Raw genomic sequence first — 17,832 nt, 5'->3', positions numbered from 1 at the left:
TGCATTACGTAAGGCCCGGACATAACATTGGCGGTGTGCCTTTCTGCTCGCCGGACATCCCAAAGGTGCTAATTCAATAAGTAAAGGAACCGACACGCTGCCTGACGCGTCGCCTTAAACGCTACCTCGTAGCGGCTTTACCGATCTTCCGTCCGGAGCGTCGTATAGAACCAGTCGGACGCGAACGAGCATCGGCTGAACGGACGTCGAGGCTCGCGGCACGGAGATCGCAGGCCCTGCGCGTGTGGCAGAAAGCAGCTGGTAAAAGGAGAGGAAAATGGAAAACATTCTCGACAAGGTAGTCGAGTGGGGTGCCCTGTACGGGACTAAGATCCTGGGCGCCCTGGCGATACTCATCATCGGTCGCCTCCTTGTGGGCGTTCTTGCGAACATTGTCAGGCGCCTGATGACAAGAAGCAAGGCGGACGTCATCCTGACCAGGTTCGTAACCAGCCTGACCAGGATCGCCCTGCTGACCTTTGTGGTCATCGCGGCTATCGGCGCGCTCGGCGTTCAGACGACTTCCTTCATCGCCGTAATCGGTGCCGCCGGTCTCGCAATCGGCTTTGCCCTGCAGGGCTCACTGGCCAATTTCGCCTCGGGCGTAATGCTGGTCATTTTCCGTCCCTTCAAGGCTGGAGACTATATCGAAGCCGGCGGGACGGCCGGCGTGGTGGAGGAAATCCACATCTTCAACACCGTTCTCACAACGCCAGACAACAAGAAAGTCATCGTTCCCAACAGCAAGATAACGGGAGACAACATCACCAACTACTCGGCCAAAGAGATACGCCGGCTCGACCTCGTCTTTGGCATCGGCTACGGCGATGACATCAGGAAGGCCAAGCAAGTGCTGGAGCAGATTCTCAGGCAGGACTCCCGCGTGCTGACCGATCCCGCCCCGACCGTTGCCGTCCTGGAACTGGCCGACAGCTCCGTCAACTCCGCCGTCCGCCCGTGGGTGAAAACCGCCGACTACTGGCCGGTCCACTTCGACCTTGTCGAAAAGGTGAAGCTGGCCTTTGATGAACAGGGTATTTCGATCCCGTTTCCACAGCGGGACGTCCATATGCATCAGGTAACCGTAAGCTAAAGGGGAGTGGCATGTTACACCCAATCAGAAAAACCGCGCAGGGCTTAATCCTGCTGCTGCTGATGCCCGCAATCATTGTGGCGGCCACTGACAGCACCGGTGCAGGCTGGAAAAAATCGCTCATAGCTGATTTTACGGCCACCCAAACGGCATACTCGGATTCCTGGGTCGGCGGCGAAGCAGGAGCTGTCAGTTGGGTCGGCAACGTCAACGGCGTCGCGGAAAAACAACTCAAACCCTGGCTTGATTTCCGCTCGACGCTCCGACTCTCTTTCGGTCAGACCCTGACCCAGGATACGGCCAAGGAATGGAGCAAACCCAGGAAGTCGACCGACCTTATCGACTGGGAAAACGTAGGCCGCTTCACGCTGGAGAGCTATCTCGATCCGTTCGTGGCTTTCCGGCTGGAATCGCAGTTCCTGGATGCTTCCTTCGAACCCAAGAAGCGCTCTTTCACGCCGCTGAAACTGACGGAGTCCGCCGGACTTACGAGGAAGTTTTACGAGCGGGAGACGGACCAGGTCATCAGCCGGCTCGGCTTCGCCTTGCGCCAGATTTTCAAGAACGTCATCATCGACACCACCGCGCTTTCAACGACCGATTCAACCCTGACCGACGGCGGCATCGAGTCCGTGACCGACGTGACGTACACGCTCAGTGAACGGCTCCGGTACACCGGAAAGCTCACCCTGTACAGGGCGTTCTTCTTTTCCGGAAAGGACGAGGTTGCAGGGACCGCGTTCGAGGATGACTGGAAGGCCATCGACGTCAACTGGGAGAACATCGTAAACGCCTCGATCACCAGAATCCTGACCGTGAACTTTTACACCCAGTTCCTTTATGACAAGCAGGTCACCCGGAAAGGCCGACTGAAACAGACGCTCGGTATCGGTTTTGTCCTGAAACTGGCCTAGCCCGGCCGGTCGGTGCCGTCAGGCGGGGGCTTTCACGGGACGGCCGGCGCCGAAACGACGGCCTTTACAGGTCAAGCAGGCCCGAAGGGCCCATGAGTTCGACAAAGGCGTGAAGGATCTGTTCGTCGTAGGCGCCCTTGAGCGAGAACATGATCTTCAGGGCCGGGAAGGTATCCATGGCCCGCTGGTAAACGCGCTCGGTCGTCATGGCATCGAACGAGTCAGCGATGGCGACGACCTTGGAGTAGATGTGCATCTCGTCAAGTGAGAGGCCCGAGGGGTAGCCTCGTCGGTCTCCCCGCTCATGGTGCTGCAAAACGGGGTAGTACGACGCCTCGTGGATCATGTCCGTTTCCTGAAGGATTTCGACTCCCCAGTTCGGGTGCTTCTTCATAATCTCGAACTCGATCGGTGTCAGCGCGGTTCGCTTGTTGATGATGCGATCCGAGATTTTTGACTTGCCGACATCGTGCAGCAGCGCCCCGGTGCCCAGCTCGTGCAGGAAGTGCTCGTCGCTGAACCCCAGTTGCTGGGCCAGCGCCACGCCGAAAGTGCACACGTTTACGGAGTGGGTATATGTATAGTAGTCGAAGGACGTGATTTTCAGCAGATTCAGAAAGGCCTCGCGTCCTTTCAAAACAAACTGAACGGTATTGGACACCAGGTCTTTCGAACGCTGAATGTTCTCCCCGTAGCTGGGGTTGCTCAGCACGTCCCTGACCAGGTTGCTGGACGTCTCGTACAGGATACCGGCCTTCTTGATCTCCTGGATCTCCGGATCCTTGAGAATCTTGTCCAGATTCGTTTCGATATAGCGCTGATATTTCTGCTTGGATTCAAAGGCGACGTACAGGCGGTCTACATTGTTTTCAAGCAGCTTTTGGCGGGTCCGTTCGGTGAAGGCCAAGTTGGCCGACCGGTAAAGCACCAAGCGCTTGTCGACTTTCAGGTAAAGATCGAAATCAAGAACCGAATCCACCCTGAGCGAATCAAGGTGGATAGGCATGAATTTCTGGTCAGTCCGGGTCTTGACGGCGGTTGTTGACATAGCCTTATCAGGCTGGCGCGCCCATCCCTGCGGTACTCCGCCCCTGCCTTTCTGCAAAAGGTCTTACCCGGTATATCGGCATTCGGGTCGGCGTTCTTGAAGACGCGCCTGCAGCCGACGCTGAGAATGGCGGGAAAATAACGGTATGGGCTGAGGGTTCAGCCGGGCCCGGCGGGCTCAGGCACCGAAGTTTTTCACCGACTGGAGGACCGAGTTCAGACGCACCGTGATGTCGGAGAGTACTCTGGAGTACCGCTTGAGCAACTCCGAGTACTGCCAGCGCATCTGGAAGGCCTTTTCGGGGAAATCGAAGAGGGTCAGCAGTTCGGCCTTGTATATCTCGTCGACATACTTGACCACGTAATAGGGATAGTCGCTGATATTGGGATCATGAACCTCTCCCTTGCTCAGACGATCACGGTAAACCTCGATCTTCTCCAGGATTACCGTCCCGAAGCACCACGGAGTCATGATAACGCCGAAGTTTGAACCGTCGGTGTAAAAGCGACGAACGGCCCTGAGAACAAGATCGACAATTACGGCCTTGGCCCGGTAATACGCCTGTGTCTCCACGCAATTGGCAGGCGTGACCTGGATTTTCTGCAACAGGACGGCTTTCTCCTTGAGGCCATGGTGGTACGTGGTCTCGAGAAACCGGTAAAAGTCGTCGAAATAGACTTTGGTGTTCTCCGATAGAGACATGATGAAATAGCCCCGGTCGTCCTTGCGAACGCGTGGCTCGGTCATGGCCGTTAGCCGCTGGCTGGTGAAACCGCGCTGATACCTGTTGTCCAACATCATCTAACCTCGCTCCAGTTCATGTCCACAGAGGAGTCGAGCATACACTGTGCCGGATGCCGAGGACAGCTCCCCGGCTCCGGCCTGTCGGCCTATCCTGTTGCCGTGCAGCGAGAAACACCGGGGACGGGGACGGCTCCGGTATCCGGACCGATTATGACGGTAGGCAAAAGACTGCGAATGCTGCAGCCGGGGAACACCGCAGGTCCGGCCGGCCCGGCACCGCCGGCGTGCAACTTTTTCTTTTGACAACCGCGCCGGCCGCCCGTTAATAGATTGGAACAAGTTGTCCATTCTATCGTCAACAACGATGCAGCAGACAGGAAGCCCATATCATGCACAGAATCGCGTGTAGTCTTTTTCTCATTATTCTCATCGCCCTGGTTGGTTGCTCCGAAGACGAGCCGACAGCGCCGGCAGTACCGATACTGACACTCTCAGCGGACTCGCTTGAATTTTTTGCCGTTGCGGGCGGACCCAACCCGCCGGCACAAAGGATAATCGTGGTCAATGCCGGCGTGGGCGACATGACCTTCACCGCAACCTCGCCGGCCGACTGGATCAGCGTGTCCTACTGGCAGGGGACTAACGGCGACACGATCAGGGTCGCCGTCTCCACGGCCAGAGTGCAGGCCGGTACCAACATCGATTCCATTCCGGTCTCGTCGCCTCAGGCGGGCAACACGCCGCAGTACATCAAGGTGGTGTTCACCGTATCCAACGCCATCTCAGCCAACCCCAACTCCCTCACGTTCTCGATGCTGTCCGGGAGCCTGGAGCCGGACACCCAGTACTTCCAGGTGGTCAACGAGGGCGGCGACTTCATGACCTATAATGTAAGCAAAGGGGCAGACTGGCTGTCGTTGACTCGGACATCCGGGACGGCTCCCGACTCCATCGGTGTGGTGGTCAATCCCGTCGGTTTGTCCGGCGGCGCGTACGTCGACACACTCACCGTCTCATCCCCGGAGGCGACGAACGACTCGGTTCACGTGGCGGTCACCCTGACCATCAGTTCTTGGATGGTCTCCAACCAGGGATTGTCGGTGGTTCACGACCTGCAAGGGCTTTTCGTGTTTCCTCCCGATGTGGCGTGGGCGGTCGGTTTTATCGGCAACGCGCCGGAACACTCCGGAGTGGTGTTCAAGAGTTCCGATTCCGGCCGGACGTGGGAAGGCAAGTTGAGCCGTACAAGGACGTCTTTCGGCGGTATTCACTTCGTCAACAGCCTGTCCGGTTGCGTCGTGGGCGACAGCGCCGTGATCATGAGAACATCTGACGGCGGCGAGACGTGGCACGACGTTACGGGTCTCCCGATTGACCCCACTTATTCGCTTTGGACGGTCGGCTTTGTCGGCGCCGATACCGGCTGGACGGTCGGTTCCGGAGGCAAAATCCTGCGCACCATCGACGGAGGCGATACCTGGCAGGTTCAGACCAGCGGCACGAGTATGTCCCTGGCGGCCATTGAGTTCGTCAACAGTTCCAGCGGCTGGATCGTCGGAAACAGCGCCACCATCCTGCACACTGTAGACGGCGGCGGAAGCTGGGTTCCCCAGACGTCCCCCATCCATAACGATCTGTGGGGTGTCACCTTTATTGACGCGGACAACGGCTTTATCGTCGGCAGCGCAGGCACCATGCTGCATACGACCAATGGCGGTGCGAACTGGACACCGGTGGTGATTGACGTCTCGGACAAGCTACAGGATATCACGTTCGTTGACAACCTCCACGGCTGGGCGGTCGGTCGGGAGGGAGTCATCATCCACACCAGCGACGGAGGCGCCAACTGGCTGCCCCAGTTCACCGAAACTCAGAACTGGCTGTACGCCGTACGCTTCTTCGATGCAAGCATCGGCCTTGCAGCCGGCGAGGGGGGCACGATGCTGCGAACGATGAGCGGCGGGTTCTGATCAGGGACCGAAAAAACTGCTTTGTCAATCCAGAGCCGGCCCCCCGGGGCCGGCTTTCTTAATGCCGCTCGGCTGCCTTCCCGATGAATCCCATGCGCGCCGGCGACCGCCGGCCCGGATCGCTCTGTGCCGGCTGCCCGGGGCGCTGATATCACGGCAGTCCTCTGATTATCGCTTTTTCACCGGGTCGGAACATCATATCTTGACGCCCAGGGTGAAACGTCCGCACAGAGGTAACGTTATGAAGTCATGCGTTTTCGTATTGCTGCTCATTACAGCAGCGATTCCGTGCACGGCACAAGTACCGAACGGGGAAGATATTCTCGGCAAAATCCTTAACGAGGTGGGTTTTGACCGCAGCGATCTCGGCTTCGAGCCCAAAGGATTCTGGAGCCGTTTTCCCCTGGACATTCCCTACCGCCTGACGTCGTTCGACGACCTTTTTGCCGAACCGTTGAGACTGTACGACTACGCTGCCACCATGGGCAACGCCGTTGAATTATACCTCGCCCCCGGCTACGCCGACACGGCTGAGAACGGCCTGTACAAGCTGACGTATCACCTCGGGGTGGATCGAAAACTCGGCGGCTTTCGCAGCTACTCGGCCAACCTGGCCCCGGCTCCGCCCGGAGACGAGCCTCTGGTCGCGGCCTTTGAACGTTTGTACGTGATGGCGGGGCAGCCGACCGACATCTACACCTTCGGGGCTAAAGCCGACGTATCGACCATCGGTGACAAGGTCCGAGCCGGCACGGAGATGCTCCCGGATACCGTCAAAACCGTCCTTGCGGAGTTAATCACGAATCTTGCCGAGGCCGTCAAATGGCGCAACCTGGCCTTCCGCAACTGCGACGGTCAGGACATGCAGTCTGCCGTATCCATCCGTGATCTGGCCTCCACCCAGGGTGACGGTCAGGTATACTATTCGGAACTTGACGATATCGCACGCGCGCTCGACTGGCCCTCTCTGCACTACGCGGCTCTGAAGGCCGTTGCGGCTGCCGAGCGGGCCGAACGCAAGCTCATCCCCCTGGCCCGGCAGGTTCCGGACGATTTCGCCTGCGAGATACCCACCCCGTACGGAAAAGTAGCCATGTTCTCACCGGTCTACCTTCGCGACAAACTGCCGCACGGGTTCTTCTCCTCCCTACGCGCGCCGCTACCCGACTGGATGGCGTATGACGCCTCCAACACTCTGTGCGTGATAGACTTCGGCAGGAACAGCATCTGGTACGGATCGGCCGGCGCCACCGCCTCGATCGCCAACCCCGTGTCGGTACTGATCGACCTCGGAGGCGACGATTACTACGGCTACGAGAATACGCCGCTTCCCCCTACCACCGGCGTCGGTCTCTGCGGCGTCGGAGTCGTGATCGATTCCAAAGGCAAGGATCACTATTTCGGTTCGACATACGCGCAGGGTGCCGGTCTGTTCGGAGTCGGCGTGCTCCTGGATCGAAGCGGAAATGATCGATATCGAGCCAACGAATCCGCCCAGGGGTGCGGCTATTTCGGTATCGGCCTGTGCCTGGACGGCACCGGCGACGACGACTTCTACCTGTACGGTGACGGCCAGGGCATGGGGGGCATCGGCGGCGGCGTGGGAGTCCTCGCCTCGTTCGACGGCAACGACAAGTATACGGCTGAGCCGTACGCCGAGGTCTTCAATCGCGGCGATTATCACAGCGAGCAAGTCATCAATGCCAACGTAGCTCAGGGGGCCGGTTTCGGCCGTCGCGGTGACGGCTCGGACGGCCACGCCTGGGCCGGCGGACTCGGCGCTATCATTGACATTCAGGGTGACGACGAGTATTACTCCGGCAACTGGACGCTGGGCATCGGCTACTGGTTCGGCACCGGCATCGCTCTGGACAGGAGCGGTGATGACCACTATAAGTCATGCTATTTTACCCAGGGATCGGGCGCGCACTACTGCAACGGCATTTTGATCGACGAAGGCGGCAACGACAACCACGATCTGTTCGAGACCGCCGGAGCCGCCCTGGCCTTCGGCTGGGACTACACCAACGCCCTGCTCATCAACAAGGGGGGTAACGACACGTACCGCGCGAAGATGATCTCTTTCGGGCTGGCCGAAATCCGTTCCAACGCCTTATGCATCGATATCGGCGGCGACGACCAATACTATTTCGCCGAGGGTGCGCGCGGCATGGGCGCTGCCACCTGGCGGGCCGATTTCGAGCGGCCCGGAAAGGTGCTCACCTACAATACGTATGTGAAATCCTTCGGAGGGTTTATCGACGTGGGTGGGAACGACGGTTATTTCTCCTTCAAGGACGGGCAAAACAGCCCCCATCCAACAGCCGCGAACAACTCCCTGTGGTTTCAGCCTGCCAGGACTGACTCGACTTTCGGCGCCAACAACTACGGGGTGGGCATCGACGTCGAGGATGGGACGATCCCGGAACTGGACAAGTGGGATTAGGCTTGTGATGGACGGCATGTTCGTCCGCCGGGGGACGCCGCGCCTACACCTTCCCCAGCACGCCGCGAAGGTAGCTCAGCTGCCGGTCTTCAGCCACCCGGCTCAGGTCAAGACTGATGCCCTGCTGTCCCGTCAGAGAGAATTCCATCGGACAATCCGTGGCTTTCCGGAGCGATTCCACTTCCCGGCGGGTCAGCTTGCGGTCCTCGATAAAGAGAAGCGAAACCCGGCCCTGACGGATCCTGACCCTCTCTATCTCCAGCAGGGCGGCCGAGATCTTGACCGCCGTAGCATCGAAAAGATTGGTCGCCGACTGCGGCGGAACGCCAAACCGATCGGTGACCTCCTCGCGGATTCTCTCCACCACGTCGAGGTTACGGCAGTCAGCGAGCCGGCGGTAGACATCGACCTTCTGCCGGCTGTCCGGGACGTACCGGTCTGAGAGGTGTATTTCGATGTCCATATCAAGTTTGGTATCCGGCAGCCTGACAATCCGGTGGCCTTTCAGTTCGGCCACCGCTTCTTCGAGCAGCCGGTTGTACAGATCATACCCGAGCTCTTCGATGAAACCGGACTGCCTGGGGCCAAGGATGGTCCCGGCCCCGCGAATTTCCAGGTCACGCATGGCCAGGGCAAAGCCGGCGCCAAGGTCCGAGTGGGCCTCGAGCGCCCGAAGGCGTTTCATGGCGTCGGCACTGATCAGACGCGTCGGCGGCGTCATCAAGTAGGCGTAGGCGCGCCGGGACGAGCGGCCGACCCGTCCGCGAATCTGGTACAACTCGGCCAGGCCAAACCGATCCGCCCGGTTGACGATGAGCGTATTGGCGCTGGGAATATCCAGACCTGACTCGATGATAGACGAGCACAGGAGGACATCGTACCGTCCCCGCACAAACGAGAGCATGACACCCTCGAGAGACCTTTCGTGCATCTGGCCGTGGGCAATACCGATCTCAGCCTCAGGCAGCAGTTTTTTAAGGTAGTTGTACATGGCATCGATCGTCTGAACCCGGTTGTGCAGGAAAAAGACCTGCCCGCCACGGTCGATTTCCCGCAGGACCGCCGTGGCAATAATGGCCGGATCGAATTCGACCACTTCAGTGATAATCGGCAACCGGTCTTTGGGGGAGGTTTCAATCACCGACATGTCGCGAACACCCATCAGCGACATCTGCAGAGTTCGCGGAATAGGTGTCGCCGTCATCGCTATGGTATCAACCGTCGCCTTGAGCCGGCGCAGCTTTTCCTTGTGCTTGACACCAAACCGGTGCTCCTCGTCAATGATCAGCACCCCCAGGTCCTTAAACCCCACGTCGGCCGACAACAGCCGATGGGTGCCAATCACGAGATCAACCTTTCCGCTGATCAGTTCGCTCACGGTGTGGGCCTGTTGCTTGCGGGTGCGGAAACGGGAAAGCAGGGCGATGTTGACGGGAAACTCGGCCAGCCGTTCGGTGAACGTCTGAAAGTGCTGCTGTGCCAGAATCGTCGTCGGGACCAGAACGGCCACCTGCTTGCCGCCGTCCATGGCCTTGAAGGCCGCTCGGACCGCTACCTCGGTCTTGCCGTACCCGACGTCACCGCAGATCAGGCGGTCCATCGGCCGGCCGTCCGTCATATCCCGCTTGACGTCTCCAATGGCCTTCTGCTGGTCCGGCGTCTCGTCATACGGGAACGAGGCCTCGAGCTGCTTGAGCCAGACGCTGTCTTCACCAAAAGCGTACCCGTCGTTCGACTTTCGCTCCGCATACAACCGGATCAGGTCCTGGGCCATGTCTGCAATCGCCTTCTTGGTGCGCTTTTTTAGCTTGTCCCAGGCCGGGCCGCCCAACCGGGTCAGCGTCGGGGCGGCATCCTTGCCGCAATACTTGGAGACCCGGTTGAATTCCTCGATGGGAACGAACAGGCGAACGTTGTCCGCGTACTGAAGGGCCAGGCAGTCGCGGTTGCGGCCATCGACCGTGATCGTCTCCAGACCCAGGTAACGGGCAATGCCGTGATCGGTGTGGACAACGTAGTCACCCCGGTGCAGGCTGGAGTAGTCGGATATGGCCACCCCTTCCCTGAACTTCTTCTTCCTGATTCGCCGGTGGTAACGATTGAAGATTTCGTGATCGGTCAGAACGGCAATGCCTCCGGCCTGACAGACGAAGCCCCCTCGAAGGTTAGCCACCTCAACGTGCACCGGCAACTCGAGATTGGTCTTTTCCGTGATGAGTTCAGACAGCCGGGTGGCCTGGGTTTGGCTGTCGGTGGCGATGAAATGCGCGATACCGTCGGCATGGAACCGCCGCACCGTCTCCGCCAGAAGATCAAGGCGCGAGCCCAACGACGGATGGGGTTTGCACTCAAATCCGATTATGTCCGCGCGGCCGCCGCGGAACGGCACCCTGTTGATGACCACCCCCTGGCCGAGACGGGCGAAGGTTTCGTCAACGGGCCAATAGTACTCCCGGGGCGTCGGCAGTCTCGTCAACCGACTTTTCAAACGTTCGTAAAGCCCGTGCGCTTCGGCGAGAATGGCCTCGGCTTCCGCCTCGAGCGAGTTGGACCCCTGAAGATAAAAGAGGCTGTCCTCGCTCAGGTATTCCAGGAGCGAGCCCTGCCTGAGCCCAAAAAGAACCGACAGCCACTCCAGGCCGGGCAGGTCCGGGTCGTTGAGATACCGGGCGCGGATGTAGTCGGCGTCTTCTTCCGGCAGATGCCCGAGGTACGATTCCAGCGTTTCCTGGGTGATGGGAATCTCGCGCCTGGGCAGCACTTCGACTCGATCCAGCCGGCCGACAGTGCGCTGGGTTGAGACGTCAAACTGTCTGATAGTATCCACTTCGTCGCCGAAAAACTCCACCCGGACGGGCACCGGCGACCCGGGCGTAAAGAGGTCCACCAGCCCGCCACGGCGGGCGAAATCACCCACCTCCTCCACCAGCGGTACGTTTCGGAAACCCAGCCGAACCAGACGCGCTACCAGCCCGTCAAGATCGGTTTCCTGACCGCACCGGAGGTCGACCAGGCTCGCCCGAAGTTCGTCACGCCGGATTGTCGGTTCCAGCAATGCTCGAACGGGACAGATGACGACCGAAAGTGATTGCTTGAGCAGGCCGGCCAGCGACGAGATCCGCTGACCCATCACCTCGCCGACCGGAGCCCGGAAATCGTACGGAAGAATCTGCCGCGCCGGGAAAAGTCCGACTTTGTCCGCCCCGAGAAGAAACAGCAGGTCCTCGTAGACCTCCTGCGCCTCCTCGGCTTTCGACGTCACGGCAAGAATCGGGCGGCCGACGGCCTCGGTAAGAGAGGCCAGCAGGAGCGCTTCGGAAGACCCTGTCAGGCCGGTGACTGTAATCGGCAGGCGTCCGGCGGCGCGCAACCGCTCGAGGACCTGCACGAAGGGCGAGTACTCGCACCAGCGCCGTCGGACCCTCGTCAGTTGTCCGGCGGAAGATACAGTCTGTACATCCATTCTCAACTCCGGATTCCGGGCCTGCGCATGCACAAAAGCCCCGGTTGCTGCTGCACCGGGGTATTGACAGTCAGGGTCTTTCCAAGTATACGGAAAGTATTGTGAAAATTCAGTATTTTTTCGCCCCGGCACCGGGCCGAGATCAGAGTATCTCCGCCATCAGGTCCGCCCCCACCTCGATTTGGTCATACTGCCGTTCCCGGGACTCATACAGGACAACAATCGTCACTCGGCGATTACGCGAATCGGTGGGGTCGTTCTGGATCATCGGAAACTGGTCGGCAAACCCCCGCACCTCGAGCACCTGCCTGTCCCAGAGGCCGGAGACTTCCATCAATTGTCTGGCTGAGTTGGCGCGGTCGGCCGAGAGTTCCCAGTTGGTGTAGTCCTTCTGCCCCGTGTAGCTCACATCCGTATGGCCTTCAACCACCAGCCGGTTTTTCAGCGTCCCCAACTCCTTGGCGATGGTGACGAGGATAATCGCGCTTTTCTGTAATAGTTTGGCCGAGCCCGGCTCAAAGAACGCGGGAGAATCTTCGGACTCGTTCAGGATGATCCGCAACCCCTCAGAGGTCATGTGAACCTTGATATTCTTCTTGAGCTTGTCGAACACGTCCTGCTTGGAAAGCTCTTGCAGCATCTTCTTGGCGGCCAGCGAGAGCTGTGTCGTTTCGGCGCTCGAGGGGCGCGAGTCCCGGCTTCTCTCAGATTCCACCAGACCGATTTCTTCGGCATCCAACTTTATCGCGGATGCGGAACCCTCCAGGACGCCCGATTTGCCTTGCCTCGAGAACTGGGCGGGATTACGGAAGTACCCGGCCACGGCCTCCCTGACGTCATCCTTCTGCCCGACCATCCACATGACAAGGAAAAACGCCATCAGGGCGGTCATAAAGTCCGCCAGCGCTACCTTCCAGGCGCCCCCGTGTGCGCCGTGACGGCTCCTTCTCTTTCGCCGTATGATTATTGGCTGTTCGCCGTTGTGCTCTGCCACCGCTTACCTTTTCTTGGCTTCCTTACACGCCTCTTCCAGTTCGATGAACCCGGGCCGTGCCTCGGCAAAAAGTGAACGGCGCGCGAACTCCACCGCGATCACACCGGCGACTCCCTTGTGGAATGACAGGAGGGCCTGTTTCATGCACGAGAGATACTGCTTAAGGTCGTGGGTCCGGTGTTTCAAGCTGCCCGCAAGCGGGCCGACAAAACCGTAGCAGCCCAGAATGCCAAGGAACGTTCCGACCAGTGCTGCGGCCACTTTGTGACCGATCTCCGACGGCGGACCGTCCAGAGCCGCCATCGTGATTACCACGCCCAGCACCGCCGCGACAATGCCCAGGCCCGGAAGGCTGTCGGCAACCGTGCTCAGTGCCTGCGACGGCTGCAGCCCCTCTTCGTAGAGCACCTCAATATCCTCATCCATCAGATCTTCCAGATCATGCGGCTGTACGGAACCGGAGATAATGACCCGCATGGTATCCGCGAAGAACGCCACCGCGTGCTCGTTCTTCAGAAAGGCGGGATACCGCTGCAGGATGCTGCTCTCATGGGGTTTCTCAATGTGGTTCTCAAGCCCCACCAGACCGTCCCGACGCGCCACATTAAACACCTCATACATCATGACCAGCAACTCCAGGTAGTCCTGCTTCTTCATCCCCCCGCCCACAACACTTTTGATCTGTCTGACTATGCTTTTTATCACGGGAAACGGCGTGGCGATAACCAGCGAGCCGAGCGCCGCCCCGCCGATGATTAAAAACTCTGACGGCTGGTTCAGGGCCAGTATCTGACCGCCGTGAATCAGAAAGCCGCCGAGCACCGAACCCAGAACAATGGCAAGGCCGATAAATATTGACATACTTTATCCTGTTTCCCCCGAACGTACACTCCGCGCCGTACTCGATACCATCATTATACTTTTCGGAAATTCTGGCAAAACCTGTAGCCGGGCCGCCCGGACTACCGTACACCCCGGCCAAAACCGTCCGAAAACGAAGAATCTCCGCAAAAAGCGCTTGCCCCGGTAGGCACAACGATGTAAATTCCGCCCAATTATTCGCCGGTCCGATCGACGGAACGAGCGACTGAGATCATTGACAACCTGATCAACTCTGGTGATTGCTTGCGTTTTCTGACGAACAGACGGCTATGGCACCTGCTCGCCATTATCGGAGTTTACGCCGGCTACAGTATTGCCTTTGCATCGAACGGCCCTGAGTCTGCCGAAGGGGGTGGCAACCACGGCGGGCCGGTCCTCGTCGTACTCCTCGAGCTGATTGTCATTCTTCTTGCCGCAAAACTGGGCGGCGACTTCTTCGAACGTTTCAAACAACCGGCTGTGCTTGGTGAGCTGGTCATGGGCATGATTATCGGTAACCTGCACCTGATCGGCTTCGACGTCTTCGAACCGTTCAAGCACAACCTCACGCTGGAAATCCTGGCTGAGATCGGCGTCATTATCCTGCTCTTCGAGGTGGGACTGGAATCGACGGTCCGCGAGATGATGAAGGTCGGCGTGACGTCGTTCATGGTTGCCGTCTTCGGCGTCGTGGCTCCCTTCTTTCTCGGCTGGGGCGTCGGGGTGATCTTCCTGCCTAACGAACCGACACTGGTCCATGTCTTCATCGGCGCCACCCTGACCGCTACTTCGGTCGGCATTACCGCGCGCGTGCTGAAAGACATCGGTAAAATTACGAGCACGGAAGCCAAAATAATTCTGGGGGCGGCTGTAATCGACGACATTCTCGGCCTGGTGATACTGGCCGTGGTTTCAGGTATTATTGTGGCCACGGCTTCAGGAGACGCCGGGGGTATCAGCTCCGCGGCCGTTCTGTGGATCGTGGCCAAGGCCGTGCTGTTTATCATCGGGGCGGTTGTAATCGGATCGCTGGTGCTCCCCACCTACTTCAAGCTGGGCTTCAGACTTAAGGGGACCGGGGTACTTCTGTCATTCAGCCTTCTGATCTGTTTCCTGCTGGCGTATGTGGCCGGTGCCGTCGGCCTGGCCCCGATCGTGGGCGCCTTTGCCGCCGGTTTGATTCTCGAGGAAGTGCAGACCAAGAATTTCCGGGATCGCGGTGAACACCAACTCCAGGAACTGATCGCCCCCATTGCCACCTTCCTGGTGCCCATCTTCTTCGTGCGCATGGGAATGCTCGTCGACCTGACCACCTTCGGCCAGGTGCAGATTCTCGGTTTTGCCGTTGTGCTCACCTTGGCCGCCATCGTCGGCAAGCAAGTGTGCGCGCTGGCCGTCTGGGATAAAGCCATCAACCGATTCGCCGTCGGCCTGGGCATGATCCCTCGTGGTGAAGTGGGGCTGATTTTCGCCGGCATCGGGGCCAAGCTGATGCTTGACGGCAATGCCGTGGTGTCCACGAGCACCTATTCGGCGGTGGTCATCATGGTTATCGTCACCACGCTCGTGACGCCCCCCGTGCTCAAGATGTCGCTGCTTCGAGGAGAGAAGCAAAAATAACCTCGTGCGAAAGAAAAAGCCGGCCGTAGGGGCCGGTTTTTTTTTGCCCTGAATACGCGTGCCCCGCCCGGCCGGGCGCGACTGAGCCTCAGGACTCCGTCGCCTCGATAATCACGACATTGCCCAATTCCGACGTCCCCAGGCCGATCGTTTCCGCGTGCTGCAGCAACGGCGCCAGCACGCCGGGGTCAAAGGTCTCGTCGTGGGCGGCCAGTAGCTGGGAGCAGTAAGCGTCCGTGGCCACCATGTCACCGCAGATGATGAGCTTGTCGGCATGTTCGACAACACCTTGGTTGGCAAACGGACCGTTTACCGTGAGAATCGCCCGGGCATCAACGATGTTCAGGTCAGGATTCACCAGGCCCGCAATCTCGGCGACCTCGCGCTGAAACGGGGCGTCATCGAGTTCGCTGTAGATGGCGTGAAGGTAGGCGCGCGTGGCGGCGGCATTTGGTCCTGCGACAGTGCCCACGTTGTTCTTCAGCGAGCACGACATGTTGGCCGCAAAATGGCGCTTGAGCGAACAGAGATTCAGCAGGACTGAGGCATCGTACACCTGGGTGTAAACCTTGTGATCCGGCACACCCGGATTCCAGTGACTCGCCCGCACGTCGTACGTCGCCTCAAGATGCTCCAGGCTGCCGCCGGCCGACGTCACCGGATGCTCGAGATTCATGTGCCCGTAGACGGCGGTATCGGGCTGATAACCCTGATCGCCCACCCTGACGTTACCGTCGGTCACGGCCACTGCCTCGCATACCACGGCTCGGACGCAGGCCACGCTGGAAATGGCGGGATAGGGATCGGCAAAATTGCAGTTGGGCTTGATGAACACGTCCTGGTTGTAAGAAATCAGTTTCCCCAGTCCGCCCAGGACGTCCAGACCCTTCTTGAGCATCCGCTGAATATCGGTCCCCTCCACGCAAACCAGGAGCGGCTTTGAATCAGCGGCAACGTACGGGTTCGGAACCCGCACGCGCGGCCCAACCGCCGGAACGGGGGCGGACAGTGCTTGCGGAATGGTTCCCAGGGTGACGATGCCCCCGACCGCGGCCGGGACCATGCGAAGGAAGCTCCGTCGGGAAAGCTCTTTATCGTCCATGCCGTCCTCTCCTAATGCGTATTGGCCGAAAGCGCAGATGCGAAGGCCGGATACGGGCCCGCCTGAATATCAAAAGACCAGTTTCTCCCAAATAGACGATATTAAGACGGGAAAGTTCAATTTTTTCGCCGGTTCCGCGACGGCCGCCCCGGCGCGCGTTGCGGGTGCGGGGCCTCGGTTTCCGGCGGTGGCGATAGGGTTCTTTTTCAGTGCAAGGTACCTGTTTTTGCGAACAAAAAGAGACACTTTTCGTCTTTACAAAAGACAGGAAGCAGGCTACACGTCTACGGCTTCCCAAGGAAGCGATTCAGCCTGCAATCTAATACAACATGCCGGAGGAACTGAACTGTGCATAGCAGGAACTCAACCCGGAATGCGCCCATGGCCTTGTTCATGCTGGCTGCACTCATAGGTTTTGGAACGGCTGTTCAGGCCGAGCCCATAATCGAAATAAAGGTCGAGGACACCGCTATCTGGCCCGGGGATCAACAGGCGGTCATCTCAGTGTCCCTGAGCAACCTCACTGACTCCGTGGCCGGGTTCCGGCTTACGCTCGGGCTTGACCGCGACGACATCATGGCGTTCAGGACCTCTGCCGTCGCTGTCACGGACACCACGTACTATATCTGCAACGAGTATAGTTCGACGGGAAGCTGCGTCAGCTCATCGGTCGTCCCGGCCGACTCGGTAACCTATGGATGCTGGGCCTACGACCGGTACACCACCGCCCCGTCCACGGCGGCCTTGGGACAAATCGATACTATCGGCACGCTCATCGGCGGCTGGGAAGCACTCGAGGCAGTTTCGCCGGCCGGTGACGGCACCGACCTTGTCATCACGGCGGCGGTGAGTGCCATGCCTCCCTATACGACCGGAATCAGCTTTCCCCAGGACGGAGAGACGCCGCTGCTGAAGATCATTGCCGATATCAAGGACTACCCCGACACGCTCAGCGACCTGGCCACGACCATCCACGTTCAGGCCGAAGGTCTCGGTGATTGCTATTTCCTTGACCAGGACGTCCTGTATATCGCGACCGTCACTGACACTGTTTACGACACCAGCTGGTACTCGTGCCTCCAGACCGACCCTGTTGGGGGCGGGTGCATTCACTGGCTGGAAGTCACCGGACCCCCGGCGGATTCATTCACGGTCGACACCGTCACGAGCCTGCGAATCGATACCACTGCGCTCTCCCTGCAGGACGGCGTGGTGACGATCCTGGATGCCCTCTGCGGCGACGTCAACGACGACCACGAGGGTCCGGATATCGGGGACCTGACCTACCTGATCCGGTACCTGTTTATCAGCGGGCCGGTGCCGCCATACGAGCCGGCGGCCGACGTGGACGGCGTCCCCGGTATTGATATCGGGGACGTCACGTTCCTGATTTCCTACCTGTTCATCAGCGGGCCTGACCCGGCCTGCCTGTAGCCGGGCGGCGTGATCCCGGCCGCAAGCACCGTCCGGGGATAGAGATAGGGCCGCATCACCGACGATCTTCGCACCGAGCCGATAGGAATCATTGTTGGGGCTTGACAAGCAGTTGAGGATGAGGGTATATTGGGCCTCTTGAT

At 59.3% G+C, this 17,832-nt stretch carries 12 protein-coding genes; 6 read left to right on the top strand and 6 right to left on the bottom strand.

Annotation, left to right across the window (positions count from 1 at the left end; translation table 11 throughout):
• The first annotated feature begins 277 nt into the window (after window positions 1-277).
• Entirely contained in the window at window positions 278-1,093 is an 816-nt protein-coding gene (locus VMY05_06555; protein HUV30727.1) for a mechanosensitive ion channel domain-containing protein, read from the top strand.
• An 11-nt stretch (window positions 1,094-1,104) separates the two neighbouring features.
• Window positions 1,105-2,007, top strand: a complete 903-nt coding sequence (locus VMY05_06550) for a DUF3078 domain-containing protein (protein HUV30726.1) — start codon at window positions 1,105-1,107, stop codon at window positions 2,005-2,007.
• Window positions 2,008-2,071: 64 nt separating this feature from the next.
• Here VMY05_06550 and VMY05_06545 read toward each other — a convergent pair whose 3' ends face one another.
• Together VMY05_06545 and VMY05_06540 are read right to left on the bottom strand one after the other, a co-directional pair.
• The gene (locus tag VMY05_06545; GenBank protein HUV30725.1) at window positions 2,072-3,055 is read right to left on the bottom strand and encodes an HD-GYP domain-containing protein; all 984 of its coding nucleotides are present in this window, start codon (window positions 3,053-3,055) and stop codon (window positions 2,072-2,074) included.
• Window positions 3,056-3,232: 177 nt separating this feature from the next.
• The gene (locus VMY05_06540; GenBank protein HUV30724.1) at window positions 3,233-3,856 is read right to left on the bottom strand and encodes a hypothetical protein; all 624 of its coding nucleotides are present in this window, start codon (window positions 3,854-3,856) and stop codon (window positions 3,233-3,235) included.
• Between the two features lie 332 nt (window positions 3,857-4,188).
• Between VMY05_06540 and VMY05_06535 the strand changes: the two genes are divergently transcribed.
• Window positions 4,189-5,769: a YCF48-related protein gene (locus VMY05_06535; GenBank protein ID HUV30723.1), complete on the top strand. Its 1,581-nt coding sequence runs from the start codon at window positions 4,189-4,191 to the stop codon at window positions 5,767-5,769.
• A 241-nt stretch (window positions 5,770-6,010) separates the two neighbouring features.
• Window positions 6,011-8,215 carry a hypothetical protein gene (locus VMY05_06530; GenBank protein HUV30722.1) on the top strand — a complete coding sequence of 735 codons (2,205 nt, stop codon included), beginning with the start codon at window positions 6,011-6,013 and terminating at the stop codon, window positions 8,213-8,215.
• Between the two features lie 43 nt (window positions 8,216-8,258).
• On the opposite strand, the gene mfd is transcribed toward VMY05_06530, so the two are convergent.
• From mfd to motA, 3 genes are all read right to left on the bottom strand, one after another.
• A complete protein-coding gene (gene mfd / locus VMY05_06525; GenBank protein ID HUV30721.1) occupies window positions 8,259-11,678 on the bottom strand; it encodes a transcription-repair coupling factor in 3,420 nt (1,139 codons plus the stop codon).
• Between the two features lie 142 nt (window positions 11,679-11,820).
• Window positions 11,821-12,672, bottom strand: coding sequence for a flagellar motor protein MotB (locus tag VMY05_06520; GenBank protein ID HUV30720.1), 852 nt, complete (start codon window positions 12,670-12,672; stop codon window positions 11,821-11,823).
• A gap of 3 nt (window positions 12,673-12,675) precedes the next feature.
• Window positions 12,676-13,533 carry a flagellar motor stator protein MotA gene (motA, locus tag VMY05_06515; GenBank protein HUV30719.1) on the bottom strand — a complete coding sequence of 286 codons (858 nt, stop codon included), beginning with the start codon at window positions 13,531-13,533 and terminating at the stop codon, window positions 12,676-12,678.
• 264 nt (window positions 13,534-13,797) lie between these two features.
• Here motA and VMY05_06510 point away from each other — a divergent pair, with 264 nt between their 5' ends.
• The gene (locus VMY05_06510) at window positions 13,798-15,153 is read left to right on the top strand and encodes a cation:proton antiporter (GenBank protein ID HUV30718.1); all 1,356 of its coding nucleotides are present in this window, start codon (window positions 13,798-13,800) and stop codon (window positions 15,151-15,153) included.
• Window positions 15,154-15,241: 88 nt separating this feature from the next.
• Here the strand turns inward: VMY05_06510 and VMY05_06505 are convergent, their stop codons facing one another.
• Window positions 15,242-16,255 carry a DUF362 domain-containing protein gene (locus tag VMY05_06505; protein HUV30717.1) on the bottom strand — a complete coding sequence of 338 codons (1,014 nt, stop codon included), beginning with the start codon at window positions 16,253-16,255 and terminating at the stop codon, window positions 15,242-15,244.
• A 381-nt stretch (window positions 16,256-16,636) separates the two neighbouring features.
• Here VMY05_06505 and VMY05_06500 point away from each other — a divergent pair, with 381 nt between their 5' ends.
• Window positions 16,637-17,689 carry a hypothetical protein gene (locus VMY05_06500; protein HUV30716.1) on the top strand — a complete coding sequence of 351 codons (1,053 nt, stop codon included), beginning with the start codon at window positions 16,637-16,639 and terminating at the stop codon, window positions 17,687-17,689.
• Window positions 17,690-17,832: the final 143 nt, after the last annotated feature.

The sequence above is a fragment of the Acidobacteriota bacterium genome (assembly GCA_035529075.1).
Classification (GTDB): Bacteria; Zixibacteria; MSB-5A5; order GN15; family FEB-12; genus DATKXK01.
Note: the sequence above shows the minus strand (reverse complement) of the source record. Positions and strands in the feature narration are given on the sequence as shown.